A 25,833-nucleotide genomic window follows, 5' to 3' on the forward strand; every position below is an offset into this window, starting at 1 on the left:
CAAATTACACAGATTTAGTTTTATTAATTAATAAAATCAGTCCCATGAAAAAACATATTTTAATTCTATTTGCCTTTACGGTTATAACCTTTTCTGCCTGTCGGGATGATGATATGGTAACAGAAACAGAAACAGAAACAGAAACCGAAGAAGAAGAAGAAGAAGAAGATGAAGAAGACGTTGATAGAACGGATTATTCCGATTGGACAGATATAACTCACGGTAACGATGTTGAACCAGATTACTCTATCGTTTTTAATCAGACCGAGGTACTCCGTTTCGACATCGAAATAAGCAGCTCAGATTGGTCATCCATGCAATCCAACTTGTCATCTATATTGAGTTCTGGAGGTAGTCGTCCGGGTATGAGTACTTCGTTTGACGACCCAGATTGGTATAAGTGTTCTTTTAAATTTAATGACATTGAATGGTATAATGTGGGAATACGCTACAAGGGTAATTCCAGTCTTCAGTCTGCCTATCAATCGGGAAACAAAAAATTATCCTTCAAGCTCGATTTTGATGAGTTCGAAGATGATTATCCGGCACTGAAAAACCAACGGTTTTACGGTTTTAAACAACTTAATCTGAATAACAATTACGACGATGCATCGCTCATGCGAGAGAAAGTAGGAGCCGACTTGTTTCGTCAGTTTGGATTGGCAGCTTCTCAAACAGCCTTTTGTGCAGTGTATATCAACAAAGGCTCTGGTTCGCAATATTATGGGGTGTATGCGTTGGTGGAAGAGGTGGACGACACGGTGATCGATACACAATTTGCCGATGGTTCCGGGAACCTGTATAAGCCCGATGGTGATGCAGCTTCATTTGCCAGCGGAACTTATGATACCGACGAAATGGAACTGAAGACCAATGAGGAAACAGCAGATTATTCTGATGTGAGGGCTTTATATGATGTGATCAATAGCGCCACCCGAACAAGTGATGTGGAAACCTGGAAAACTAATCTGGAAAGTGTTTTAGATGTAGATAACTTTCTAAAATGGTTGGCTGCCAACACAGTTATTCAAAACTGGGATACCTACGGTAACATGACTCATAATTACTACCTGTATAATAATCCTGAAAACAATCTTTTGACTTGGATTCCATGGGATAACAACGAAGCGTTTCAAAACGGAAAGCGAAGTGGGACACTGAGCTTTTCTATGTCGGAGGTGAGCAGTAGTTGGCCGTTAATCCGTTATTTAATCAATCAGGACGATTACAAACAAACGTATGAGGGTTACCTACAGCAATTTATCGATGAGGTATTTGTTCCAGCTGATATGATTAATACCTATTCAACCTATTATGATCTGATAAAAGATTATGCATACGCCGAGGAATCTGGGTACACTTATATTTATAGTGATGCATATTTCGACAGTGCCGTATCCACATTAAAATCACACGTTCAAACCAGAAACGATGCGGTGAATAGTTATCTGGATTAAAACATAATATAAAGAAATCAACCAACAGTAAAAATGAAAAAAATACAATTTATTTGGATAAGCTTATTGATGATCGGCCTAACCGTAGCATGCGAGAGAGATATCGACAGCGATTTGGATACCGATACGGAAATTGAATCGGATAACGACGATGACGACGACAGCGATGATGATGATGATGACAGCAGTGATGTAATTGATGATTCCGGGAATGTGGTTGACCATGAGGCAGATTCCGATTATGTTTGGGATAGTTCTGATATTTCAACGATAACATTGAACGGCAGTTCTATTGTGGTTTCCGGTGAAGGTGCGGTGGCAGATGCCAGTATTGTAACTATTAGTTCGGCAGGGAACTACGAAATATCAGGAACCTTATCGGATGGACAAATTATTGTTGATACCGAAGACGAATCTATTGTGAGATTGATTTTAAAGGGAGTAGATATCAATTGTTCATCTAATGCACCCATATATGTGGAGCAGGCAGAGAAAACCATGATTGTATTATCTGAAGGGACCGAAAACAAGGTATCGGACGGAAGTTCTTATGTTTCCAGCGAGGAAGATGCCAATGCTCCCATTTTTAGTAAAGACGACCTGACTATCTATGGAGATGGAAAACTTACGGTGGATGGAAACCACAACGATGGAATCACAGGTAAAGATGGGCTGATTATAGCAAGCGGAAACATAAGTGTGGAAGCAGTCGATGACGGGATCCGAGGAAAAGACTATCTAATTATAAAAGGCGGCAATATTGTGGTTGATGCCGAAGACGACGGATTAAAATCGGATAACGACGAAAACACCGCCAAAGGATACATCGCAGTTGAAGGTGGGGTACTTAATATTACATCAGGAGGCGATGGCATCCAGGCCGAAACGGATGTGATAATATATGATGGGGAGATAGAAATTTACTCGGGGGGAGGTAGCGATGCCTATTTAAGTTCCGATGCGTCTGCCAAAGGAATTAAGTCTATCGTTAGTACAATTATTTATGATGGAGAGATAACGGTGGATGCTGCAGATGATGCTTTGCATTCTGATGGAGAGCTTATAATTTATGATGGACTTTACGAGATTGCCGCAGGGGATGATGCGATTCATGCAGAATACGATCTTCTGATTGCTTCGGGTGATATCAATATAACGGATGCATACGAAGGCTTGGAGAGTGCTTTGGGAGCTATCACCATTGATGGAGGTAATATTTACATAAAGGCAAGCGATGATGGTATTAATGTGGCTGCAGGAGGCGGATCTTCTGGCGGACAACGTAAAAGTGCTACCGTAACATCCAGTGATTATGCCTTAAATATCAACGGAGGTTATATTTATATCGATTGTGATGGAGACGGTCTCGACTCTAACGACGAATTGAATATAAATGGAGGTACCATGTTGGTAAATAGTTCATCTGCTAACTCAAATAGTGCTTTGGATTATGATGGAGCCTGCTATATGAATGGAGGTTTTTTATTGGCAATCGGATCATCCCAAATGGCCGAGGCTCCAGGGGCTTCATCTACTCAATATTCTGTGTTGGTAAATTTTAATTCATCAATGTCAGCAGGTACTTTGGTTCATATTGAAGATGAAGATGGAAAGAGCGTGCTGACCTATAAAACGATTAAAACCTTTCAGTCCGTAGTGTTATGCTCGGCCGAACTTGAAAAGGGAACTACCTATAAGGTTTATACTGGCGGAAGTTCAACAGGTACGGTAGAAGACGGGTTATACACCGATGGTACCTATAGCCCTGGTTCACTATATACTAGCTTTGCTATCTCAAGCACAGTAACCACGATAAATTAGAAGTGAACATTAAGTGGTGAATTCGATAAAATTAGTGCTTCCCCCTTGAAAAAGGGGCGGTACATATAGATGTTGCGATAAATATAGATTCAGGGGGATTGAATTAATAGGCCGTAATCTTCCAAAATCTCACCTAAAAGATAGGTTCAAAAATCACCTGTTTAACCCGTTTTAGTCATGAGGAATCATGAATAAATCGGGTTAATACATCTTTCTTTATGAGTGATATTTTAACCTTCGCCAGTAGAATTTCCAACACAATCTGTTTGAACAACCATCAAAACAAACAAAGAACCGTTCAGGAGTTAATGATACTTTGGAATGGTTCTTTTTTGTTCGGTCGACAAAATACCAGCTTCTGTCGATTGCCTTTTAAGTAGTTAACAGGTTATTATTAAGTTTGTTTGTAGAAATAGATATAAACAGCAATTAAAGTGAGAAGAACGCAGCGTCTTTGTGTCCCCGTGTTCAACTAATAATCTAATATCTAATATCATGTCAATAAAAACAATAAAGGGCTGTATCGGCTGCGAAACATGTGTAAAAACATGTCCTACCGATGTAATTCGAATGGATAAGCGTTCGGGTAAAGCCGTGATCATGTATCCGGCCGACTGTCAGATTTGTCATTTGTGTCGTATGTATTGTCCGGTAGATGCGATAACGATATCGCCGGAAAAATCTATACCAGTAATCGTTTCATGGGGTTGATGATGGAAAAGCTATTAAAAAGATATAACGTAGTTGTTGCAATCGTAATATTCGCAGCATTGCCCATTTTAATCTGGGCATTAGGAGGTTCTTCTCAACGAGGGGTTTTAAAGGAAACTATCTCGGTGGTAACTATTGTTTCGTTTTCAATGATGCTGATGCAGTTTTATTTGGCGCGAACCAATAAAAATATGCTGAAAATCCATAAGATGAGTAAGGTGCTTAATATACACAAGATTATTGGATACGTGTTTGTTCCGATACTCCTGGTTCACCCATTTTTGATCGTAGTCCCAAGGTATTTCGAAGCAGGGATTGATCCCTCAGATGCTTTTTTAACTTTGATCACGTCTTTCAACAACACCGGGGTTGTGCTTGGAATGATTGCCTGGGTTCTGATGTTCATTATCGGTCTTACTTCTGTATTTAGAAATAGTTTACCAATGACTTACAGTAGTTGGAGGGTGTTGCATGGGGTTCTGTCCATCCTTTTTGTGGTTCTGGCTGCCTGGCATGTAATAGAATTAGGGCGTCATTCCAGTGATTGGATGACCGCATTTATTGTGATTATAGCAACAGGAGGAATCCTCCTGTTGGCAAAAACATATTTCTCAAAACCAAACAAAGGAGGACAAAGTAATGTGTAAAAAAGATATATCGCGCCGTAAATTTCTAGGAATTACAGGAGGTGCATTGGGAGCGGCAGCCTTGGGATCAATGATTTTTTCTCAAGAGGGATGGGCCGAGAACAAACCGGAATTTAAGGTGGATGAAATGCTCGAGCAAGAGCTGGACACAGATGTACTGATAGTTGGTGGAGGTATGGCCGGTCTGTTTGCAACGGTTAAAGCGCACGATGCAGGAGCAAAAGTGATAATGGTATCAAAAGGTAGGTTGGGTTCTTCAGGTCAAACTCCTTTTGCCAAGGGTATTTTTGAATATGATGCCCAAACATCAAAATATAGTATCGATGAATTTGTGGAAGCAGTCTCACACTCAGCAATTGGAACTAATAATCCCGTTTATACCCGACAAGTAGCGGAGCATTCCAAAGCCAGGGTGCAAGAGTTGCGTGATTGGGGTTTCTTTGATTCTCCACTGTACCACAAATCATTTAGCAAACCGATACAGGAAAGGAACATTTCGGTGATCGAACGAGTGACGATTACTCATCTGATTAAGCAAAACGGGAAAATAGTTGGAGCGGCCGGTTTTAGTATTGATGAGGCAAAAACATATTTTATCAATGCCAAAAGTGTTATCCTTTGTACAGGAGCCGGCGGTTTTAAACCCAACGGATTTCCGATTTGTGATTTAACCCACGATGGAACCGTGATGGCATATAATATAGGTGCTAAAGTAACCGGGAAAGAATGGAACGATGGTCATCCCGGGAGATCGGATAATGCTGCGGCATGTTATGATGGCTGGGGAAATATGTTCGAACAAAAACCAAGCACCACCAGTATAGGTATTCGTCACGACCTGGGGGTCGATCTGAATTATATGGCCTATGTTAATGGAGGTGGTGCCGTAATGGGCCCTCCGGGGGCTAATAGAAGTTCAAAGGTAGTAGGTGGCCCATACCGTCCCGAAGGAATTTCGCAAGAAGGTCCTGGAGGTGGACATGGCCCTGATGATAAAGAGCGACCGTCTGGTGGAGGTAAAGGTCCTGGTAGGGGTAAAGGACCAGAGGGTGACAAAAGAAGAGGTAAAGAAGGGGATGGCCCGCCTCCCGGGATGGGCGGTAGCCCTGTGGGGGGATCTTCTGCAGGAATGGCCATTCACAAATCAGAAGGGCTTGTACCTATCAACGATAAATGTGAATCGAATATACCGGGATTATATGCCGCGGGCGACGCACTGGGTTCGTATATGGCGGGGGCAATTTATACGCAAATAGGTTCGTCTTTGGCGGGTTCCGCTGTGCAGGGAGCAATTGCAGGAGAGGCAGCAGCCGAATATGTGGGGAAGGTTGCGGCAGAACCTATCTTCGATCAGAAGAAGAAGGAGATTTTGGAAGAAATTCAAGCACCGTTGGAGCGCAAATCGGGTTATAGTCCGGCATGGGTCACACAGACCTTACAGGGTATTATGATACCTAATTTTATTCTCTATATTAAAAAAGAAAATTTAATGCGGGCAGCATTGGCTTATGTCGAAGAATTGCGGGATCATCACTTGCCATTGCTGAAAGCTTCTGATTTGCATGAGCTACGTTTGGCCCATGAAACAAGAAACATGGTTGTTAGTGCCGAGATGAAATTAAAGGCATCGTTAATGCGTACCGAAAGCAGATGCAGTCATTATCGTTTGGATTATCCTGAGCTTGACAATGAAAATTGGCGGGCATGGATAAACATTTATAAGGGAGAAGATGGAATTATGCAGTTTGAAAAACAACCTTTTAAAGGGTGAAATAAAATTTTTTAATACATTTGAATATCAGATAGAGCCTGAAGAAAAACAAATTCCCCAAATGATAAAACTTAGAATAGGAAGATTTCAGCAAATCATAACCATTTTTGTATGGGTATTGATATTTATCATCCCACTTATGTTTGGGGAACATAGAGATGGAATAATTAACTGGGATCACATTATTCGAATTTGGATTGAGTACGGAATTGTATTCTTGATATTCCTGATCAATAGAATGATATTGTTGCCACACCTGTATTTTAAAAACAAACGTATTAAATATTTCATCTCCCTGGCGGCAATTTTTTTGGTGTTTGGATGCATTATGTATGTCCGCGAGGTGTATCTTCAATCCGATGAGCGGGAAAGGATTGAGTACGAAGATCCGCTAACTATGGAAAGATCGCACAGAGGTGTTGAAAGACCAGATATGCCAGGGTCAGCAAGGGCGATGGATGAACAGCGATTAATGAGGCCGCCTAGGGAATTTATTCCCCCATATGCCAATTTATTCATGCTAACAATACTGTTGTTAGGTTTCGATACTGGATTGAAGTTTTCAACCAAGTGGTTGGATTCGGAGCAAACCAAAATTAAATTGGAAAAAGAAAATGTGGAAAACAAGATGGCTTTTTTGCAGAACCAAATCAGTCCGCATTTTTTCATGAATACACTTAATAATATTCATGCATTGGTGGATATTAGCACCGAGGAAGCCAAAGAAGCCATCATCAAATTGTCCCGAATGATGGGCTATATGCTCTATGAATCAAAAACAGACAAGGTGCCATTGAAAAAGGAAATGGAATTTATCACGAGTTATATTGAGCTGATGAAAATTCGTTTTACCGATGAAGTGGAAGTGGAGCTGGTTATCCCTGAAGTCTTACCGCCTGTCTCGATCCCGCCCTTACTGACGATATCATATATCGAAAATGCATTTAAACATGGCATCAGTTATACAGAACCTAGCTTTGTGCGTATTTCTTTTTCCTTTGAAAAGGGTAGGATGACGTTTGATATTATTAATAAAGTGTATGATAGAAAAACGGCCGATGCCAATTCTGGGGTCGGAGTGGAAAATGCCAGGAAAAGGTTAGAACTAATTTATGGTAAGAATTACAAGCTGGAAATCGGCAAACTTCCAGACGATAAGCTGTTTGCCGTAAATTTAAACGTACCGTTATGATAACATGCATAGCCATTGATGACGAGCCTTTGGCGCTAAGGCAAATAGAAGGATATATAAAGATGACTCCATACCTGGAGTTGCAGGGTAGTTTTACGAATGCCATAAAGGCAATGGAGTATATAAATGATAACGCCGTTGACTTGATGTTTGTGGATATAAATATGCCAGACCTGTCGGGGATGGATTTTGTGAAGGCTTTAAGTAATCCGCCAAAAGTGATATTTACAACAGCTTACCGCGAATATGCCGTTGAAGGATTTCAGGTAGATGCCGCAGATTATCTGGTAAAACCAATAGGGTATTCCGATTTTCTGAAATCGGCAGATAAAACCAGACAACGGTTTTTCGCAGATAAAAAAACGGCGGAAACGGTTCAAAATAACGAACAGTTTCTGTTCATCAAGTCGGAGTATAAAATTATCAGGATAAATTATAACGATATATTATATGTAGAGGGCATGCGGGATTACGTCCGTATTCATCTCGACAACCAAAAGCCTGTGATGGCTTTGATGAGCATAAAGAAAATGCAGGAGCATTTGCCCGGGCAGGATTTTATGAGGGTACATCGCTCGTTTATCGTGAATCTGAAAAAAATTTCCACTATCGAGCGTAACCGCATTGTTTTTGATGGCAAAGTCTATATCCCCATCAGCGATCAGTACAAAGAACAATTCCAGGATTTTCTGGACAATAATTTTTTAAAGTAGATCTCTATAATTAACTGGGTGACTATTGCGATAATGAAAATAGTCACCGGGTTACTTAATAATCTGTTTCCGCGCAAGGCCCGCTAATATTTCTGAATTAGAAAAATTCCTCCTAGCAAAAGCACTATCCCAATAATTTTTCCGGCAGTGATCTGTTGCACCGATATGCCAAAGAAACCAAAGTGGTCGATGATAGAGGCAGCTATTAACTGCCCTGCGATGGACGCTGCCAAAACTGTGGTCACCCCAATCTTAGGAATAAAAAAGATGACGGAAGAAACAAAGATGGCACCCAGGCATCCTCCAAGAAACAGGTAGATGGGAGCAGTTTTTATATGTCCCCAGTCCGGTACCTGTGTTTTAAACACTAAGTTAAGCCCCACCAAGGCAATCGTTCCTACCAAAAAGTTGACCAGCGCACCCTGTAACGGATGCTTCAAATAGGTGGTCAATTGCGTATTTATACTTCCTTGAACGGCCAAAAAACATCCTATAAACAAAACGATAAGCGTGTATATGTATTTCACAATATGTAATTTTAGATTGTAAACACGAAGATAGATATTTGAGGTAAGCCTGCCAACACATTTTAGCATGACAAAGTGCGCACCATTCCCTGTTGAATAAATGTATAAAAAGTATCGGTTTTGACCTATTTGTAAGGGGTTACATTAAATTAACACGGAGGTGTTAATTTACAATTTCTTTGCGTTCAGTTTACGGTCGCTTTTTGTACGGCAATTATTTTTGTTGAAATAATTGTTGGATAAAATAATGAGATCAAATCAAAAGAAGAATCCCAGGAAGATTGAGGCTGTTGTGATTTCCGATACACACCTAGGTACGCGTAGCTGCAAATCGAGAGAGTTATTAGGCTATCTGAAATCGGTTCAGCCGAAGACTTTATTGTTAAACGGAGATGTCATCGATATCTGGCAATTTTCAAAATCTTATTTTCCAAAGCCACAGTTAAAAGTTGTCCGTCAAATTATTAAGATGATGGAACAGGGCACTAAAGTGTATTACATTATCGGTAATCACGATGAGTCCTTGCGTCGCTTTGTGGGTGTTGATATTGGAAATTTGTCCATTGTAAATAAGGTGTTGTTAAATATGGACGGCAAGAAAAGCTGGATTTTTCATGGAGATGCTTTTGATGTGGTTATGCATCACTCCAAGTGGTTGGCTAAGTTGGGAGCTACTGGATATGCAATTCTTACTGCTATCAATAAAATGGTAAACGAATTATTAGCTTTGTTTGGTCAACGCCGCATTTCGTTGTCAAGGGATATCAAAAGGATGGTCAAAACCTCCAAAAAAACTGAGGTGACCACTCGTTTCGAGAAGACGGTGAGTGACCTGGCCATCAAAAAAAACTATCAATATGCCATATGTGGCCATATACACTGGCCGGCCAAAAAGGTTATTTCAAATGAGCATGGGTCTGTCATGTATCTGAATTCGGGCGACTGGGTAGAGAACCTGACGGCACTTGAGTACTTCAATAAAGAATGGGAACTGGTGTATTATAATGATGAGGATGCTGCTGTAGCCGAAGAAGAAACGGGAAAGGTGAACGCAGATTATTTGTTGGGTTCAGATAAAATATTATTCAAGTCGATGTTTAGAGACGTTCTTAGCGATTAACACAACCAAAGAACTTTTGATATGAAGATTTTATATGCCATACAAGGAACAGGTAATGGACATGTAGCTCGTGCGCTTGAGGTATTTCCTATCTTAAAAAAATATGGTAAAGTCGATATTGCCTTAAGTGGAAACCAAAGTGATATCCAGCTTCCGTGGGAAATTAAGTATCGATTTCATGGCGCCAGCTTTATTTTTGGAAAAAAAGGAGGGGTCGACTTTTTAAAGACATGCAGGAATATTAGTATCCCTAACCTAATAATGGAGATTTTAAAGGTCCCGGTACACGATTACGACTTGGTGATCAATGATTTTGAACCCGTTGTTGCCTGGGCCTGTAAATTAAAGACTAAACACTGTATCGGGGTTTCGCACCAAGCGGCGGTATTGCACAAGTTAGCTCCAAAACCTATGGTAAGGAGCTTGGTGGGCAGGTCTATACTGAAATATTATGCACCAACCCACCTTAATTACGGATTTCATTTTAAAAGTTTGGGGGATGGTTTTTTTACTCCGGTTATTCGAAAAGATATTAGGGCTGTTGTGCCAAGTGAGAACAATCATTTTACAGTTTATTTGCCCGCCTATTCCGACGAAGCCATAGTCGATTTTCTTTTAAAATACGATGAGGTCAACTGGCAAGTTTATTCCAAGCATAATAAATCTCCGTTCACTCGTATGAATGTAAGTGTACAACCTGTTGATAAAAAGGGGTTTGTAAATAGCATGGTTTCGTCCAAGGGGGTGTTGTGCAATGCAGGTTTCGAAACGCCTGCTGAGGCTTTGTTCCTGAAAAAGAAGCTTTGTGTTTTGCCGATGACAGGACAATACGAGCAACAATGTAACGCCGCTATGTTGAAATCAATGGGAGTACCGGTTTACGGTACATTAAATCAGGTAGATGAACAATCGTTTAGGACTTGGCTAAAGAGCAACGAGATTGTTGATGTAAATTACGCCGATGATACGCATTGGATAATATCGTCTATTGTTAAAGCCCACGTAATTAAACTTGAAGAACCGGTTTTTGCTTAAGTATGATGGGGTCTTTAATTGTCTTCAAATCAGTCATTTGGTTTTTAGGATTGTTATTGTTAGAATCAGATAGTTAAACGAAAAAAAATCCTGAATCTAAGGTGAAGACCGATGCTGGCTCAATTTTGGCAGGTAACAAGGGCGATAAGTAAAAAAGGATAGGTTTATTTGTGGTATAACGTAAATAGCAAAGCTACTGGATTGGAACTGCACTCAATTCAACTATTAAATAAACCAAAGGGTACGACTGAAACCATACCCTTATTATCTTTTAAAGCTAGCCGCAAATCAATTATACGCTACCGTCGCACGGGTTATTCGTTCCCCATCAAATGGGCACAGTTATAATATTTCGTCAATTTTTTCGGCCGGTCTTCCCACAATAGCTTTGGGGCCATTGATAACGATAGGGCGCTCAATCAATTTTGGGTTTTCAACCATGGCATGAATCAATTCCTCATCCGAGAAATCCTTTCCTTTGATTTCTTTTTTGAAATAGGCTTCGTTAGTTCGGATTAAATCCATTGGTTTCATGTCTAGCTTTTGCAATATTTGCTTAAGCTCTTCGTAATTCAACGGCGTATCCAAATATTTTACAATAATAGGAGTAATTCCCTTTTCTTTTAGGTATTCCAGCCCCAAGCGGCTTTTTGAGCACCTTGGGTTGTGAAGCATGGTAATCATAAATATATCTATTTTGGTTTTTTACTTCTGTTGTCTTGGGATTATACTACTTTGAATATTTACCCTGTTTGATATTTTTACACAGGGAGAATGAGCACTCGGTATTACAAGAATTCACTCAGGTTTTAGTTTCATAATTTAAGTCCCTCTAATCTGATTAATCTGTGGATGATCAAAAAAATATTGCATGGCAATTATCTTTAGTTACTCTTCCTTTTTTCCGCTAAATTCCATTAAATAGGCTTTGGTAAACATATCAATATCGCCATCCATGACGGCCTGAACATTGGAAGTTTCCACGTTGGTGCGTAAATCTTTAACCATTTTGTACGGCTGGAAAACATATGAACGTATCTGTGAGCCCCACTCAATCTTCAACTTGTTGCTCTCAATCTTATTCTGCTCTTCCATACGTTTGCGCAACTCCATCTCATACAATTGCGATTTTAAAAGGCGCATTGCATTTTCCTTGTTGCCGAGCTGCGAACGCGACTCTGTGTTTTCAATGATAATGCCCGTTGGTGCATGACGCAATCTAACACCGGTTTCTACTTTGTTCACATTCTGGCCACCGGCACCACCCGAACGGAAAGTCTCCCAGGTAATCTCCGAAGGGTTTATCTCAATTTCAATGGAATCGTCAATCAGTGGAGTGATAAATACGGATGAAAATGACGTCATCCTTTTGTTGGCCGCATTAAATGGGGACAGACGAACCAACCGGTGTACCCCATTCTCACTTTTTAAATAGCCATAGGCAAAATCTCCCTCAAACTGGAGCGTTACGGTTTTGATACCCGCGTCATCACCCGGTTGGTAATTTACTTCCTTTACCTTGTATTTGTGTTTCTCGCCCCAGCGAATATACATTCTCATGAGCATTTCTGCCCAGTCCTGGCTTTCAGTACCTCCTGCGCCTGCATTGATTTTAAGTACGGCTCCTAGCTGGTCCTCTTTTCTGCGAAGCATGTTTTTAAGCTCTAAGGCTTCGGTTTTTTTCAGGGTGTCGGCAAATAACTCATCGATCTCTTCCTGTTGAGCTTCGCCTTCCTTTAAAAAGTCGAACAGAACGTTGATGTCCTCCATTTGGGTTTCAATCTCTTCATAGTCTTTAACCCATGACTTCAGCTCACGTAGCATTTTCATGTGCACTTCAGCGGCCTTTGCATCATCCCAAAAATCGGGCGCTTGCGAGCGCATTTCCTCTTCCTCTATTTCAATCTTCTTCCGATCGATGTCAAAGATACCTCCTTAACGCCAGCTGGCGTCCCGCTAAATCTTTTAGCTGTTCAATTGTTGTCATGATATTAATTTTGCGGCAAATTTAGTCTTTTTTTAATTAGCTGACATGTAAATGTTATCTATCATCTCTTCTTAAAGGGGTTTTGTTACAATATCTCGACAGGTATTTAATGGACTTATAGTGTCCCATTTGTCCGGCTGTGTCCCAGTCTTTACAACATTTTTGCTTCATTCCCAAATTATAATAAGCAAGACCCCTGTTAAAAAGTGCATGAGTGTCGGCAGAGTCAATATCAACAGCTTTATCCAAGTCCGTTATGGCTTCCATATAATTTTCGGTTTGGATTTGCAGGGTTCCCCTTATGGAATAAGCCCCGGGCAAGCGATGGTTAAGTTTGATTGCTTGGCTAATATCATACATAGCCGTTTCCTTGTCATTAAAATATTGTATTTTAAGTCGGCTTCTTTCGTAAAAACCATTTGCATAAAGGGGTGTTGACTTTATGGCCTGGTCGTAACATTTTTTCGCTGTTTCAAAATCGTTTCTTAGTTTTACTGCCAGCAATCCAAATTCAATAAGTGCAGGCGAAAAATAATCGTGGTTTTCTATGCTGGCTATCAGGCTTATAAAGGCATTTTTTTCATCCTTTTTTCTGATATATTCCATAGCTTGGTAGTAATGAATCAGAAAGTGCTTCGGATTTAAACGTTTAGCGTGATTGTAATCCAGGCGCATTCCAATATAATTTTCATATTGCCTTCGGGCCTCTCCCCGGAGTATATATGCCGCAATATTAGTAGTGTCGTTCTTTAAATAGGAAGTGAAATTTCTTGCTGCCTCCACCCAATCAGAATGTATAAAGTAAGCAATACCATCAAACATATATGGGTGCAGCTCAATATTGTTCTGTTCGTTACGCGTCTTCCAGGTTTCTGTTGCCAAATGATTTATCCAAAGCGAATCATTTAAAATATGCGTGCTTGCAAACAAGCGTTTTCTGCCTTTTTTTAAAAACTTGGCTACCCCAATCAGTTCACCTGCGTCATTGATAACCGGAGCCCCTGTCGATCGTTCGCCGAAATCGGAGTTTATCCCTACGAGCCTGTCGAGGTAGGGTGCCTGAAATACCTGGGTAACCACTCCCAGGCTTATCCCCCCTTGCGCCTCCTTTGGGTCGCTAAATATAAGAACTTCGCTATTTTCATTTTCGGTGCTTTGAGACGGGATAATATAATCAAAACCTTTTTCTCTATGGTCAAACGCTTTGAACATGGTGAGGTTGGCCATCTTATGGGATGATATAATTCTGGCGATTTTGTACTTTCTGCCATTTCTCAATGTAAGCGAAACAGAGTCGGAATCTAAAAAGATGTTGGAAGGTGCTAGTGCAATACCATCGTTGCTGATAAAAAATCCCGTTCGGGATCTAATTTCGTTTTCGTTTTTATCGAACGAAGATATGGTAAATACCGCTTTTTCAAGTTTCGATATTTTATCCATAACATTTTGAGCAACAGTATGGGTGCTCAAAAGTAATATCAATAAACACATTGTCATATGATATTGGATAGGTCTCATATTGCACTTTGAATTTTAGGGAGGGCAATATAATAAAAAAGAGATATTATACCATTTGTTCAATTGGATATAGCGCTTTGTTTAAATGCAACAAGGTAGCTTAAAAAGCTACCTTGTTCTTTGTCATTGGGTTGGTTGTGCAATCAATGCCGAATCTTACTCGTCAAGTATTCAAATGTATGACGGTTTTTTGAGGAAGTCAATAGACCGTATTATTTAAATCAATGTCGGACGATTGTAAGGAGTTGTTAAATTGAATTTAAATTAAGGACTTTCCCTTTGTAAGTGTTGGCTTGTATGCCCGGATAAAATCCCTGTTAAACAAAAAACGCAGCTTTCAATTTGAAAGCTGCGTTTTTTGTTTTGGGTGAAAGACCGGTCTCGAACCGGCGACCTCTGGAACCACAATCCAGCGCTCTAACCAACTGAGCTACAATCACCATTTTCGCTAAAAGCGATGCAAAGATAACATTAAAAAAACTAGATTTGCAAACGTTTTCTTTAAAAAAAATGAATAAAATTGTACCCCCGTACGATTTGTGGTTGAATTTTAGCCGATTATAATATAATAAAAAATGAAGTTTTATTTGCAAGACGATACTTCCGGTAAAGTAGATGATATAATTCGACGTTTAAATAAACTGATGGACGGAGATGTTTCGATCCAAATGAAGGAGCATGGACTGGAATATCGCGTTAATTATGGTGCCAGTGTTTTATGGCTTCGAAATATGGCAAAACAATATAGTGGCGACAATGAGTTGGCGGATCGCCTATGGCATCGCGAAATTAGGGAAACGATGATTCTGGCCACGTTGATCGCAGACAATATATCCGATAACAAAAAGAGGATTGAAGATTGGGCGTTATTATTGCAGCAAAACGAAATTGCCGAACAGTTGGGAGCCAATTTGTTGTGGCGAATGCCCGAAATTAAGAATACGGCTGAAAGTTGGCTGAAGGGGAATAACAAACACCTGAAAGATTCAGTTTGGACGGGCTTGGCTGTTTTTCTGCAACGGGGGGGTGAAATGGATGAATCGGAGATGAACAAATATCTTGATCTGATGGAACAAAGCTTTATGGCCACCGATAAATTCACATTAAGGGTTCAGGGGCGATTCTTAAGGCAATTGTGCAGGAAATCAAATGCTTTCATGAATAGCGTTGATCAGTTCGTGGATCACGTGAAAAAACACCCAAACTGCGCCTGGCTGATAGAAGATGTTCAAACGGAAATAAAATTTTTAAAAGACAGCAGCCTATAATTTGGCATAACCATTTGGCGTACATGCCAGGTAACAAAAGTCAGTTTTTTATAGCGTATGCATGTATATCTTTAGAGGCAAATCATATATGACATGTTAAGGTACGAATCGCATTTTAAAAAATTCAGAGAAAACACCATCGGTTTTAATGCCCAAATTGAAACGCCTTTGGGGTTGAAACCTCTTTTGTATGCGGATTGGATTGCAAGCGGACGACTTTATGGTCCTATTGAGGATGTGCTAAAAGAGAAGATAGGCCCGATGGTCGCCAATACCCATTCCGAATCGAGCGATACCGGTATGATTATGACCAATATTTATAAGCAATCCCATCAGATTATCAAGAAGCATGTGAATGCCGGCGATGATGATATTATCATAACCGCCGGTTCGGGCATGACATCCGTTGTGAATAAGCTGCAGCGAATTATGGGAATGAGAGTTCCCGAGCAGGCTAAGCAATACTATAATATTCCTCCGGAGCATCGTCCGGTCGTATTCATTACCCATATGGAGCATCATTCAAATCATACTTCATGGTTGGAGTCTACTGCTGATGTGGTGGTGTTGGAGCCCAACGATGAATTATTGGTGGACCCTGAATCTCTAAAAAAAGAAATTGTTAAATACGAAAACAGGACCCTGAAAATTGGTTCTTTCTCAGCTTGTTCCAATGTAACCGGTATTGAGGTGCCCTATTTTGAGTTGGCCAAAATAATGCATCAAAATGGAGGGTTTTGTTTTGTGGATTTTGCGGCTTCTGCCCCTTATATAAATATAAATATGCATCCTGAGGATCCTTTGATGGGCCTTGACGCCATTTTTTTTTCACCGCATAAGTTTTTGGGTGGCCCGGGTAGCTCCGGAGTATTGGTGTTCAATCGATCCATTTATCATAACCAAGCGCCCGATAATTCCGGAGGCGGTACGGTGGACTGGACAAATCGCTGGGGGAAATACAGGTACGTCGACGATATTGAAGCCCGTGAAGACGGCGGGACACCGGGTTTTTTGCAATCGATAAAGGCCGCACTATGTGTAAGGCTGAAAGAAGAAATGAACTGCCAAAAGATGCGGGAACGGGAAGAGGATCAGGTAGCTAAAATATTAAAGGCTTTCAGGAAGATTCCCGGGATGAATATCCTGGCCAACAACATGGATGATCGTATCGCCGCCATATCCTTTTATCTGGATGGTTTGCATTTTAACCTTGTGGTACGTCTCCTAAACGACTTTTTTGGCATTCAGGTACGCGGAGGTTGCTCTTGCGCAGGTACCTACGGACACTATTTACTTCACGTGAATTATTATACTTCAAACAAAATAACCAGTAAAATCAACAAGGGCGATCTGTCAGAAAAACCAGGTTGGGTTCGCTTGTCGGTGCACCCTACCACCTCGGAAGAAGAAATAGACTATATTATTGAAGCAGTAAAACAAGTGGCGGAAAATGCCCGCGAATGGGAAAAGGACTATGAATATGTTTGTGCAAAAAATGAATATTTTCATAAAGGAACAAGCGTAAAAGAACCGTCATATTACGATTCATGGTATAATTTGTAAGTTTCAGTCATAACATTTTTTGTTGGCGCTATAATTTTTATAGCTTTATGGTCTCATGCATTAATGCCTGCCGATCTTACTAAAAACAAATTTTAAAAGGGAACTACTAATGGAAGTATTTTGATATACTACATTTGTTTTTATGTAGGCTATTTTAGGTATTAAGCTTTGATTGTAGAATCTAATTTCAGTTTCAATATGCAGATTATAGTTGTTGATAATAGAGCCACGCGGGCAAAGTTCTTGAGGGTGGTTGAAAAAATATACGAAGGAGACGAACATTATATTAGGCCGTTGGATTCAGACGTAGAAAACATCTTCAATCCTAAAGTAAATGTTTTTTTTAAGCAGGGCTCAGCAGTCCGTTTTGTTTTGGAAGACAAAGGAGAAGTGATTGGCCGAATTGCAGCTTTTGTAAACGAGAAAAAAGCCTATGGATATGAACAGCCCACCGGAGGACTTGGTTTTTTTGAATGTATAAATAATCAGGAGGCTGCGTTTAAATTGTTTGAGGCTGGTGTGGAATGGCTAAAGTCAAAAGGGATGGAAGCGGCTGATGGCCCCATTAATTTTGGCGAGAACGATAATTTTTGGGGCTTGTTGGTGGAGGGGTTTACCGACCCAACTTATGGGATGCAGTACAACCCTCCTTACTATAAAAAGTTCTATGAAACCTATGGATTCGAGAATTACTTTGAACAGGTAACCAATAAGCTCGATTTAAAAAAGCCGTTCCCCGAACGATTCTGGAAGATAGCTGAATGGATAGGCAATAAACCGGATTACGAGTTTAAGCATCTAACTTGGGATAAAAAAGATAAGTTCATCCGGGATATGGTTGAAATTTATAACGATGCCTGGAAATTCCATGAAAACTTTACGCCTTTAAGCAAAGAAAAAGTAGAGCCTTCGTTCGATAAAGCCAAGCCTATTGCCTTGGAAGAATTGTTGTGGTTTGCTTACTATAAGGGTGAGCCCGTCGGTTTTATTTTGATGTATCCCGATGTTAACCAAATTTTTAAGCATTTCAACGGCAAGCTTAATTTAGTCAACAAGCTAAGGTTTCTGTGGTTGAAGCGCAAGAATACAATGACAAGATTAAGGGTTGTGATTTTAGGGGTGAAAACCAAATTCCAAAAATCGGGTGTGGAGTCTGGCTTGTTTTACCATTTGCGTAAACCTGTTTTTTCGCGAACCTGGTTCAGTGAAATGGAGCTCTCGTGGGTGGGGGATTTCAACCCGAAGATGAGGGCACTGCAAGATTCTATGGGTGCGGAGTTTTCGAAAAAACATATCACCTATCGGTTGATATTTGATCCGTCGAAAAGGAATAAAGTAAGAGCGTCTGCCATTCCGCGCGATTCAAAGGAGCGCGTGCTAAGGTCTAAAGCAGAATAATGGATTCCAAGAGTAAAATAATTAGATGTATAAAGCACAATTATAAATTTTTACTTTTTCTTTTGCAGGTTAGATTTTAATATTTACCTTTGCACTCCGTTAAGTTTTTTGAATATTAAAGAGTTAAGAAAATGAAAAAGGAAATTCATCCGGATAATTATCGCTTGGTTGCTTTCAAAGATATGTCAAACGAGGAAACTTTTATTACTCGTTCTACAGCAAACGCCAAAGAAACAATTGAAATTGACGGAGTAGAGTATCCATTGGTGAAACTTGAGATCTCTAATACATCTCACCCTTTTTATACAGGTAAGATGAAACTTGTTGATACCGCAGGACGTGTTGATAAGTTTAAAAACAGATATCAAAAGCACATGGATAGCAAAAAAAAATAGGCTTGTTATAGCTTGACTTTATGAAAGCTTCGGTATAACCGGAGCTTTTTTTTTGGGTTCAACTTAGGGTCCTAACCGAATTATTCTGCCATTTATTTGGCCAAACATTTTACTGGTCAGGTGTTCTGTTCTTCTTGTGGCATGATGAGTATAATAGCTGGTCGCAATTAATTTTTGGCATACCTATTGCCATTAATGTCGGCTGTGTCGAAGTTGCGTATAATGTGACAAGATGACACTTATTTTTACATATTGCAATATTATGAATGAAATTAAAATCTCAATCGACAATTTAGGTTTAAATGATGATTATGACTCGGATGCGGAATTTATTCCTATCGTATCCGATGAGGATGAGGCGGATGTAATTGATTTTGAGGTGCCGGATACTTTGCCAATTTTGCCGTTGCGAAATACGGTGTTGTTCCCGGGTGTCATTGTTCCCATTTCGTTGGGGCGCGACAAATCCCTTAAGTTAGTTAAGGAAGTTCAGCGTAATGGAGGTGTTTTTGGAGCGGTTGCTCAAAAAGAGGTTGAGGTAGAAGATCCGCTGGAAGAGGACTTGTATAAGGTGGGTACAGTAGCCAAGGTTATAAAGGTGTTGGAAATGCCTGATGGCTCTACGTCGGCGATAATCCAGGGTAAGGTCCGGTGTCAGATCGAGGCTTTGGTCGAGTCGGAACCTTATTTCAAGGCCAAAGTGTTTCAATTGCAGGATGTAACACCCGAAGATGATAAAACCCGCGATTATGAAGCGCTTGTGAGTTCATTGAAAGATCTCTCGTTGAGGATTATCAAATACTCGTCCAATATTCCTCCGGAAGCATCTTTTGCGGTAAAAAATATTGAGAACTCTTCATTTCTGATCAACTTTATTTGTTCCAATACCGACATATCTGTTAAAGAAAAGCAAGGACTGTTAGGTATTGACGATTTGCGTGCACGGGGAATGAAGTTGTTGGAGCATCTTACGCGCGAGGTGCAATTATTGGAGCTTAAAAACGATATTCAAAGTAAGGTTAAGCTGGACATTGACCAGCAGCAGCGTGAGTACATGCTTCATCAGCAGATGAAGACCATTCAGGATGAGCTGGGTTCCAGTCCTATCGAACAGGAAGTTCGTGAGCTGAAGGAAAATGCCAAGAAAAAGAAATGGGGTAAGGAGGTTTCCGAATTGTTCTTTAAGGAAGTGGATAAGTTAGAACGATTAAACCCTGCAACAGGGGAGTATTCAGTACAATATAATTACCTGCAAACCTTATTGGATATTCCTTGGAACGAGTATACCAAGGATAAGTTCAATATGGATTCTGCCGAGAACATACTGAATAGGGATCATTTTGGTTTAGATGGCGTTAAGGAAAGAATACTTGAGCACTTGGCAGTACTCAAGCTAAGAGGGGACCTGAAATCCCCAATCATCTGTTTGTATGGGCCTCCTGGGGTGGGAAAAACATCTTTAGGGAAATCAGTTGCAGATGCCTTAGGCCGTAAGTATGCCAGAATGTCACTGGGTGGTGTCCATGACGAGTCGGAGATTCGGGGGCACAGAAAAACCTATATCGGTGCTATGCCGGGGCGAATCATTCATAACATTAAAAAAGCAGGAAGTGCCAATCCCGTATTTATACTCGATGAGATAGATAAAATTGGAAGCAGTGCCCATGGAGATCCGGCGGCAGCGCTGCTGGAGGTGTTGGATCCGGAGCAAAACGAGAAGTTCCACGATAACTTTTTGGAGGTCGATTTTGATCTGTCAAAAGTAATTTTTATTGCTACAGCCAATACGTTGAGCACAATATCGCAACCCCTGCTGGACAGAATGGAGTTGATTGAGGTGAGCGGCTATGTTCTCGACGAAAAAACAGAAATCGCCAAACGACACCTATGGCCCAAGCAACTTGAAAACCACGGAATACCCAAAGGAAAAGTCTCGCTTTCGAAAAAAGTAATGAGCTTTATAGTGGAGAATTACACGAGGGAGTCAGGCGTTAGAGAGTTAAACAAAACTTTGGCTAAGCTGGCCCGTAAATATGCGCTTAAAATTGCCACCGGCAAGGAGTTTAAAAAAGCTATTTCTATAGATGATATAAAGGGAAATCTTGGCGTGGAGCGTTTTTCAAAGGAAAAATGGCAGGATACGCATGTTCCCGGAGTAGTAACAGGTTTGGCCTGGACAGCTGTAGGGGGCGAAATACTTTATATCGAGTCGAGCTTGTCGAAAGGGAACGGTAAACTGACCTTAACGGGTAATCTCGGCGATGTCATGAAGGAATCCGCAGTGTTGGCCTTGGAATACATCAAATCTAATTGCAAGGATTTCGGGATTGAAGCCAAAACATTTGACGAGAATAATATCCACGTACATGTTCCGGAAGGTGCAATCCCTAAAGATGGTCCATCGGCCGGAATTACTATGGCAACAGCGCTTGTGTCTACTTTTTCGGGCAGAAAAGTAAAAAAACGCATCGCTATGACAGGAGAGATTACATTACGTGGTAAGGTGTTGCCCGTGGGTGGCATTAAAGAAAAAATATTGGCAGCTAAACGAGCCGGTATTAAAGAGATTGTCCTATCCAAGAATAATTTAAAAGATGTTTCTGAGATCAAGGAAATTTATATCGATGGATTAGAGTTTCATTATGTCAATAATATCAAAGAGGTGTTAGATGTGGCAATCATCTAAATCTGAAACGTAACCCGCCTTATTCAGGGTAAATCTTGCATATGGTCTATAGCCACAGGTTTTATCAGGGTTATTCCGAAATAAAAACCCGAAGCATTAAATTGTTTCGGGTTTTCTGTTTTTACGTTTGTCGTAGTTTTTTTACTCGAGTAAATAGAAGATTGAATTCTAATGTAGGTTAATCAAAATCTCCTTCTGTTCGTTGGTGTTTTGCATGTGTTTTTCCTCAAATGAATTAATTAAACGTTCCATTTCCGGGGTTAACCTGTTTAACGCCCTTCTGATTATGCTTCGGGGAATGTGTTTGTAATAGGCATGGGCAATGGCTCCGGTAATTCCCGCAATAGTATTACTAGGCCCGCCAATGGATATTGCTTTTCGTATGGCATTTTCATAATTATCAGATAATAAAAAAACGGTAATCGCGACAGGTGCCGGTGAAGGTAGATTTGCTTGTGTCACTTCTTTGTGAAGTTCCTTTAAGTTTTTTCCTAAATCGTATTTGAATGTGTTTTCGATATACTCCTTAATAAAAGTTTTGTTTTTTCCGGTTTTTGCCAGGAAAATAGCTGCGGTGACCGCTTTGGAGGCTATTATTTTTTCTGGTTGGTTGTGTGTTAAAATAGTGGCTTTTTCGGCATTTTTTAAAGCTTCTTCCAGGGTTTCGGCTGCCAAACCAATAGGGCTGATTCTTCTTGCCGCTCCATCACCATTGCTAAAATATGGTTTTGGCGAGTTGGAATCTACCCATTCTTTAAAATTGCTCCGGTAACCGGCGTACGGGTATTTTTTAACCCAGCTTTTTAGGCAGTCTTCAAAGTCTAACCCGTTTGAAACGGCATCAGCTGTAGCCATGGTTAAAATGGTGTCGTGGGTAAATGAGGAAATGGGTTTAAACAATTGGAAATCAGTCGACGTTTTGTTGTTGTTTACAAATGCCGAACCAATAATGTCTCCGATTATAGCTCCTTTCATTCTTTTGGGATTTTGGTTAATAATTATGTTGCTTTGATTGCAGTAAAATTACTTTTTTATCTTGATAATCAATACAAATGTTAAAAAATATTAAATAATACTCGATTATTCCTTTCTTAGACGCTTTCGTTAAAGTCTTCGACCGTGTGTCGTTTTATAAATATTTAATATACTAATAGATACGGTGGTGTTTTTGTTTTTAAGGGTTGCTGTTGAAAATGTTTTTTGATATATTTAATAAGGGGAATAACTTGTAGCTTTGGTAAAAAATGGCATCAAATGCATTTTAAGAAAGATTATTTCCGTTAAATAGTTGAATATTTTGATGAATAAACGTTCTTGTAAGACGAACGCACGATGAAGTCTGGCTGTGATACGAACGTGCAAATTCAATCATTTTAATGACACAAATGGGAATAGCTTGTCCCGTAATTGATTCGGGAATTAATTTAATATGGAATTTCCCCGCAATGCAGAGGGCGAGCTGACGAAAACAATTTCGGGGCTGCTTGTTTCATAGTATTTCGGAAGGCTATATGACCAATAGATTGACCAACGTGAAATCTTGAACATCTTTAAAATAGAGACTTCCGTGAACTAAAGAAAAAATGAACATATGAAAGAGAATTTAAAGTATATTTTAGGTATTCTTGCTGCTATTTTAGGAATATATTTGCTCTGGTACTTCAAAGCAATCGTATTTTTTATTTTCGTTTCTGCCATATTATCGCTTGTCACCCGTCCGCTTTTCGATTTTTTCCAAGGCAATGTTCGGGGAAAAGCAAGACGGAGGTTTGCATTGTCAAAAGCATGGAGTGCATTGGCCACGGTATTGTTTATGTGGATGTTGATTTTGGGTTTTGTAGGTTACGTGGTGCCTTTTATTGTCGACGAGGTACAGTTCTTGTCAAAAGTTGATTTTTATTTAATATTGGAAAGGTTGGAGGGTACAACCAGTCCCGTTTTGACACCCATACAGGATTCATTCGTTGGGAACATTGGTTTTCCAATGATAAAGGAACAGATAAACGATTTCTTGGTGTCCATATTCAATATCGGAAAATTACAGGAAATGCTCGCTTCGGTGGCCGACTTTGTTGGAAGTGTGTTTATAGCGTTGTTTTCAATTTCGTTTATTACTTTCTTCCTTTTAAAAGATGAATGGTTATTAATGGAAAGCATCAAGCTTTTTGTACCCGAAGTTTATTATGTGGGCGTTGACCATATGTTGTGGTCGATAAACAGACTGTTAAGAAGATACTTTATTGGCATTATGGTTCAGATAACGCTTATTTCCTTCATGGTGACGGTAGGACTTTTAATAATTGGATTGGAATTTAGGCACGCTTTGATAATAGGACTCTTCTCAGGGTTTATTAATATCATTCCATATCTGGGCCCGTTAATTGGGGGGTTATTCGGAATATTGGTTTCCATGGTGGTTTATCTGCAAATGGCAAGTCCTCCCGTGTTCTTTCTTTTTTTCGGTGGCATCATCATGTTGTACATTTTGGTGCAGCTGACAGACAATATTATTTTTCAGCCGGTAATATTTTCGTCAAGTGTCAAGGCCCATCCGCTCGAAATATTTCTGGTGATCATCATGGCCGGTTATATGGCGGGTATGGCCGGTATGTTTATGGCCATACCGGTTTATACAATAATTAGGGTTATTGCCAAAGAATTTTTTTCAAAATATAATTTGGTACAGAAATTAACGGGCAAATTAGATTGACGTATCCAGTGGAATAATGAAAAATTAAAAAATGTTAAAGAAACGTGAACATTATGCCAGCTCGTTCCTTATTTATGTTAGCAACAAATATTTGTTAGGTTGAATATTGTTTGTAAATTGTAAGTGGAGAACGGATGGGCGGGGTGGAGTAACTGTAAAACCTTGATTTAACATGAATATATTATCCTCGTTTAAACCTGTTAATACCAAGTTTATTGTAATAGCTTACCTATTGTTTTCTTTTGTACCCCTGGCATTTTCTTCCCTAGAACACACTCCTTTCAACCAATCGGAGGAATATAATTTAATGATGGGCGAACGCCTTTATCATGGATTGATATCAACCGAGGGTGATAATCCTTCCTGTATTTCTTGCCATGCCAAATTTACCGGAGAGGAGATCAATTGGAATCCCTCAGCCATGGAAATTGTTATGGCTGCCGATTCTCTTTCTGCAGAGCAGTTTAAGAGTGCGGTTAATAGCCCAATGGATGGATTTATTGCCAAGGTACATAAAGGTTATAATTTAAGCGATGAACAGTTAGCGCAAATACGCCTGTACCTGAAAAAACTGGGTGCCGAAGGCGTGGGCGAAAAACCGGAAAGCTACCCGCAGTTACTTTGGTTCCTTTTTATGGGATTGTTGATGGCATTAGCAATTGTAGATTTAATTTTCACAAAGAAAATCCGTTACAAAGTAATTCACATCCTTATTATATTAGGAGGAATTTCGGTTCATTTAAAAATGGCTTATGTCGAGGCTGCCGAACTGGGCAGAAGTCAGGATTATATGCCCGACCAGCCTATTAAATTCTCTCACCAGGTTCATGCCGGAGACAATAAAATTGATTGTATGTACTGTCATTATAACGCGGAGAACGGTAAATCAGCCGGTATTCCGGGGCCCGGTTTGTGTATGAATTGCCATGTGATTGTTCGCGAAGGGAGCCGTTCGGGAAAATCCGAAATTGCCAAGTTGGTAAAACACTTCGAAGAAGGAACGGATATTGAATGGGTTCGCATTCACAACCTGCCCGACCATGTTTTCTTTAGTCATGCACAACATGTAAATGCGGGTAAGCTCGATTGTGCCGAGTGTCATGGAGCGGTTGAAGAGATGCATATTCTTAAGCAAGAAAACGACCTTTCGATGGGATGGTGCCTGGACTGCCACAAGAAAACCAACGTTCAGTTCGCCAACGATTATTATTCAATATACGACAAGTACCACAATGAGCTTTCCCAAGGGGTTAGGGACTCCATCAAGGCCGTAGATATTGGTGCCAATGATTGTATGAAGTGTCACTATTGATA

General features: G+C 40.1%; 21 protein-coding genes and 1 tRNA gene. 16 read left to right on the plus strand and 6 right to left on the minus strand.

Going from position 1 to position 25,833, the window contains the following annotated elements:
* Nucleotides 1-44 precede the first annotated feature (44 nt).
* The 7 genes from ACRD64_RS03940 (at nucleotide 45) to ACRD64_RS03970 (ending at nucleotide 8,312) form a co-directional block, all read left to right on the plus strand.
* Nucleotides 45-1,457 (plus strand): CotH kinase family protein, encoded by a 1,413-nt coding sequence (locus ACRD64_RS03940; RefSeq protein ID WP_430931881.1) that lies wholly within the window; start codon nucleotides 45-47, stop codon nucleotides 1,455-1,457.
* A 33-nt stretch (nucleotides 1,458-1,490) separates the two neighbouring features.
* Nucleotides 1,491-3,278: a carbohydrate-binding domain-containing protein gene (locus ACRD64_RS03945; protein WP_430931883.1), complete on the plus strand. Its 1,788-nt coding sequence runs from the start codon at nucleotides 1,491-1,493 to the stop codon at nucleotides 3,276-3,278.
* Between the two features lie 495 nt (nucleotides 3,279-3,773).
* Nucleotides 3,774-3,989 carry a 4Fe-4S dicluster domain-containing protein gene (locus ACRD64_RS03950; RefSeq protein ID WP_430931885.1) on the plus strand — a complete coding sequence of 72 codons (216 nt, stop codon included), beginning with the start codon at nucleotides 3,774-3,776 and terminating at the stop codon, nucleotides 3,987-3,989.
* Nucleotides 3,911-4,636, plus strand: coding sequence for a ferric reductase-like transmembrane domain-containing protein (locus ACRD64_RS03955; protein WP_430931887.1), 726 nt, complete (start codon nucleotides 3,911-3,913; stop codon nucleotides 4,634-4,636). Before ACRD64_RS03950 ends, ACRD64_RS03955 begins: the two co-directional genes overlap by 79 nt.
* Entirely contained in the window at nucleotides 4,629-6,407 is a 1,779-nt protein-coding gene (locus tag ACRD64_RS03960; protein WP_430931889.1) for an FAD-binding protein, read from the plus strand. Before ACRD64_RS03955 ends, ACRD64_RS03960 begins: the two co-directional genes overlap by 8 nt.
* Nucleotides 6,408-6,468: 61 nt before the next feature.
* Nucleotides 6,469-7,599: a sensor histidine kinase gene (locus tag ACRD64_RS03965; protein ID WP_430931891.1), complete on the plus strand. Its 1,131-nt coding sequence runs from the start codon at nucleotides 6,469-6,471 to the stop codon at nucleotides 7,597-7,599.
* Nucleotides 7,596-8,312 carry a LytR/AlgR family response regulator transcription factor gene (locus tag ACRD64_RS03970; protein ID WP_430931893.1) on the plus strand — a complete coding sequence of 239 codons (717 nt, stop codon included), beginning with the start codon at nucleotides 7,596-7,598 and terminating at the stop codon, nucleotides 8,310-8,312. The genes ACRD64_RS03965 and ACRD64_RS03970 overlap by 4 nt, the downstream gene beginning before the upstream one ends.
* Nucleotides 8,313-8,395: 83 nt before the next feature.
* On the opposite strand, the gene ACRD64_RS03975 is transcribed toward ACRD64_RS03970, so the two are convergent.
* Nucleotides 8,396-8,839, minus strand: coding sequence for a DMT family transporter (locus ACRD64_RS03975; RefSeq protein WP_430931895.1), 444 nt, complete (start codon nucleotides 8,837-8,839; stop codon nucleotides 8,396-8,398).
* A gap of 247 nt (nucleotides 8,840-9,086) precedes the next feature.
* Between ACRD64_RS03975 and ACRD64_RS03980 the strand changes: the two genes are divergently transcribed.
* Both ACRD64_RS03980 and ACRD64_RS03985 read left to right on the plus strand, forming a co-directional pair.
* On the plus strand, nucleotides 9,087-9,959 hold the full coding sequence (locus ACRD64_RS03980; RefSeq protein ID WP_430931897.1) for a UDP-2,3-diacylglucosamine diphosphatase: 873 nt from the start codon (nucleotides 9,087-9,089) through the stop codon (nucleotides 9,957-9,959).
* Nucleotides 9,960-9,980: 21 nt separating this feature from the next.
* Nucleotides 9,981-10,994 (plus strand): glycosyltransferase family protein, encoded by a 1,014-nt coding sequence (locus ACRD64_RS03985; protein ID WP_430931899.1) that lies wholly within the window; start codon nucleotides 9,981-9,983, stop codon nucleotides 10,992-10,994.
* 342 nt (nucleotides 10,995-11,336) lie between these two features.
* On the opposite strand, the gene arsC is transcribed toward ACRD64_RS03985, so the two are convergent.
* From arsC to ACRD64_RS04005, 4 genes are all read right to left on the minus strand, one after another.
* Nucleotides 11,337-11,678 (minus strand): arsenate reductase (glutaredoxin), encoded by a 342-nt coding sequence (gene arsC / locus ACRD64_RS03990; RefSeq protein ID WP_430931901.1) that lies wholly within the window; start codon nucleotides 11,676-11,678, stop codon nucleotides 11,337-11,339.
* Between the two features lie 204 nt (nucleotides 11,679-11,882).
* Nucleotides 11,883-12,981, minus strand: a protein-coding gene (gene prfB, locus ACRD64_RS03995) for a peptide chain release factor 2 (RefSeq protein ID WP_430931903.1) whose coding sequence is annotated in 2 segments (ribosomal slippage) — nucleotides 11,883-12,917 and nucleotides 12,919-12,981 — 1,098 coding nt in all. Because the reading frame shifts where the segments join, the coding sequence is not laid out codon by codon here.
* Nucleotides 12,982-13,035: 54 nt separating this feature from the next.
* Entirely contained in the window at nucleotides 13,036-14,421 is a 1,386-nt protein-coding gene (locus ACRD64_RS04000; protein WP_430931905.1) for a tetratricopeptide repeat protein, read from the minus strand.
* A 443-nt stretch (nucleotides 14,422-14,864) separates the two neighbouring features.
* Nucleotides 14,865-14,940, minus strand: a tRNA-His gene (locus ACRD64_RS04005).
* A gap of 134 nt (nucleotides 14,941-15,074) precedes the next feature.
* Here ACRD64_RS04005 and ACRD64_RS04010 point away from each other — a divergent pair.
* The 5 genes from ACRD64_RS04010 (at nucleotide 15,075) to lon (ending at nucleotide 21,809) form a co-directional block, all read left to right on the plus strand.
* On the plus strand, nucleotides 15,075-15,767 hold the full coding sequence (locus ACRD64_RS04010) for a DNA alkylation repair protein (protein WP_430931907.1): 693 nt from the start codon (nucleotides 15,075-15,077) through the stop codon (nucleotides 15,765-15,767).
* A 93-nt stretch (nucleotides 15,768-15,860) separates the two neighbouring features.
* Complete coding sequence (locus ACRD64_RS04015; RefSeq protein ID WP_430931909.1) at nucleotides 15,861-17,330, plus strand: aminotransferase class V-fold PLP-dependent enzyme; 1,470 nt, start codon at nucleotides 15,861-15,863, stop codon at nucleotides 17,328-17,330.
* A 198-nt stretch (nucleotides 17,331-17,528) separates the two neighbouring features.
* Nucleotides 17,529-18,728: a GNAT family N-acetyltransferase gene (locus tag ACRD64_RS04020; protein WP_430931911.1), complete on the plus strand. Its 1,200-nt coding sequence runs from the start codon at nucleotides 17,529-17,531 to the stop codon at nucleotides 18,726-18,728.
* Nucleotides 18,729-18,859: 131 nt separating this feature from the next.
* Nucleotides 18,860-19,123, plus strand: coding sequence for a type B 50S ribosomal protein L31 (locus ACRD64_RS04025; protein ID WP_430931913.1), 264 nt, complete (start codon nucleotides 18,860-18,862; stop codon nucleotides 19,121-19,123).
* A gap of 262 nt (nucleotides 19,124-19,385) precedes the next feature.
* Nucleotides 19,386-21,809 carry an endopeptidase La gene (gene lon / locus ACRD64_RS04030; protein ID WP_430931915.1) on the plus strand — a complete coding sequence of 808 codons (2,424 nt, stop codon included), beginning with the start codon at nucleotides 19,386-19,388 and terminating at the stop codon, nucleotides 21,807-21,809.
* 168 nt (nucleotides 21,810-21,977) lie between these two features.
* On the opposite strand, the gene ACRD64_RS04035 is transcribed toward lon, so the two are convergent.
* Nucleotides 21,978-22,784 carry an ADP-ribosylglycohydrolase family protein gene (locus ACRD64_RS04035; RefSeq protein ID WP_430931917.1) on the minus strand — a complete coding sequence of 269 codons (807 nt, stop codon included), beginning with the start codon at nucleotides 22,782-22,784 and terminating at the stop codon, nucleotides 21,978-21,980.
* A 616-nt stretch (nucleotides 22,785-23,400) separates the two neighbouring features.
* Here ACRD64_RS04035 and ACRD64_RS04040 point away from each other — a divergent pair.
* Together ACRD64_RS04040 and ACRD64_RS04045 are read left to right on the plus strand one after the other, a co-directional pair.
* Entirely contained in the window at nucleotides 23,401-24,519 is a 1,119-nt protein-coding gene (locus ACRD64_RS04040; RefSeq protein ID WP_430931919.1) for an AI-2E family transporter, read from the plus strand.
* A 172-nt stretch (nucleotides 24,520-24,691) separates the two neighbouring features.
* Nucleotides 24,692-25,831, plus strand: coding sequence for a cytochrome c3 family protein (locus tag ACRD64_RS04045; protein WP_430931921.1), 1,140 nt, complete (start codon nucleotides 24,692-24,694; stop codon nucleotides 25,829-25,831).
* Nucleotides 25,832-25,833: the final 2 nt, after the last annotated feature.

Origin of the sequence: Saccharicrinis sp. 156 (assembly GCF_050589685.1) — a bacterium.
Lineage (GTDB): Bacteria > Bacteroidota > Bacteroidia > Bacteroidales > Marinilabiliaceae > Saccharicrinis.

Excerpts from the sequence above, each read along its gene's own strand:
- ACRD64_RS03940 (WP_430931881.1), top strand. The coding sequence starts at position 45 with ATGAAAAAACATATTTTAATTCTATTTGCCTTTACGGTTATAACCTTT.
- ACRD64_RS03945 (WP_430931883.1), top strand. The coding sequence starts at position 1,491 with ATGAAAAAAATACAATTTATTTGGATAAGCTTATTGATGATCGGCCTA.
- ACRD64_RS03950 (WP_430931885.1), top strand. The coding sequence starts at position 3,774 with ATGTCAATAAAAACAATAAAGGGCTGTATCGGCTGCGAAACATGTGTA.
- ACRD64_RS03960 (WP_430931889.1), top strand. The coding sequence starts at position 4,629 with ATGTGTAAAAAAGATATATCGCGCCGTAAATTTCTAGGAATTACAGGA.
- ACRD64_RS03965 (WP_430931891.1), top strand. The coding sequence starts at position 6,469 with ATGATAAAACTTAGAATAGGAAGATTTCAGCAAATCATAACCATTTTT.
- ACRD64_RS03970 (WP_430931893.1), top strand. The coding sequence starts at position 7,596 with ATGATAACATGCATAGCCATTGATGACGAGCCTTTGGCGCTAAGGCAA.
- ACRD64_RS03980 (WP_430931897.1), top strand. The coding sequence starts at position 9,087 with ATGAGATCAAATCAAAAGAAGAATCCCAGGAAGATTGAGGCTGTTGTG.
- ACRD64_RS03985 (WP_430931899.1), top strand. The coding sequence starts at position 9,981 with ATGAAGATTTTATATGCCATACAAGGAACAGGTAATGGACATGTAGCT.
- arsC (WP_430931901.1), bottom strand. The coding sequence starts at position 11,678 with ATGATTACCATGCTTCACAACCCAAGGTGCTCAAAAAGCCGCTTGGGG.
- ACRD64_RS04000 (WP_430931905.1), bottom strand. The coding sequence starts at position 14,421 with ATGGATAAAATATCGAAACTTGAAAAAGCGGTATTTACCATATCTTCG.
- ACRD64_RS04010 (WP_430931907.1), top strand. The coding sequence starts at position 15,075 with ATGAAGTTTTATTTGCAAGACGATACTTCCGGTAAAGTAGATGATATA.
- ACRD64_RS04015 (WP_430931909.1), top strand. The coding sequence starts at position 15,861 with ATGTTAAGGTACGAATCGCATTTTAAAAAATTCAGAGAAAACACCATC.
- ACRD64_RS04020 (WP_430931911.1), top strand. The coding sequence starts at position 17,529 with ATGCAGATTATAGTTGTTGATAATAGAGCCACGCGGGCAAAGTTCTTG.
- ACRD64_RS04025 (WP_430931913.1), top strand. The coding sequence starts at position 18,860 with ATGAAAAAGGAAATTCATCCGGATAATTATCGCTTGGTTGCTTTCAAA.
- lon (WP_430931915.1), top strand. The coding sequence starts at position 19,386 with ATGAATGAAATTAAAATCTCAATCGACAATTTAGGTTTAAATGATGAT.
- ACRD64_RS04035 (WP_430931917.1), bottom strand. The coding sequence starts at position 22,784 with ATGAAAGGAGCTATAATCGGAGACATTATTGGTTCGGCATTTGTAAAC.
- ACRD64_RS04040 (WP_430931919.1), top strand. The coding sequence starts at position 23,401 with ATGAAAGAGAATTTAAAGTATATTTTAGGTATTCTTGCTGCTATTTTA.
- ACRD64_RS04045 (WP_430931921.1), top strand. The coding sequence starts at position 24,692 with ATGAATATATTATCCTCGTTTAAACCTGTTAATACCAAGTTTATTGTA.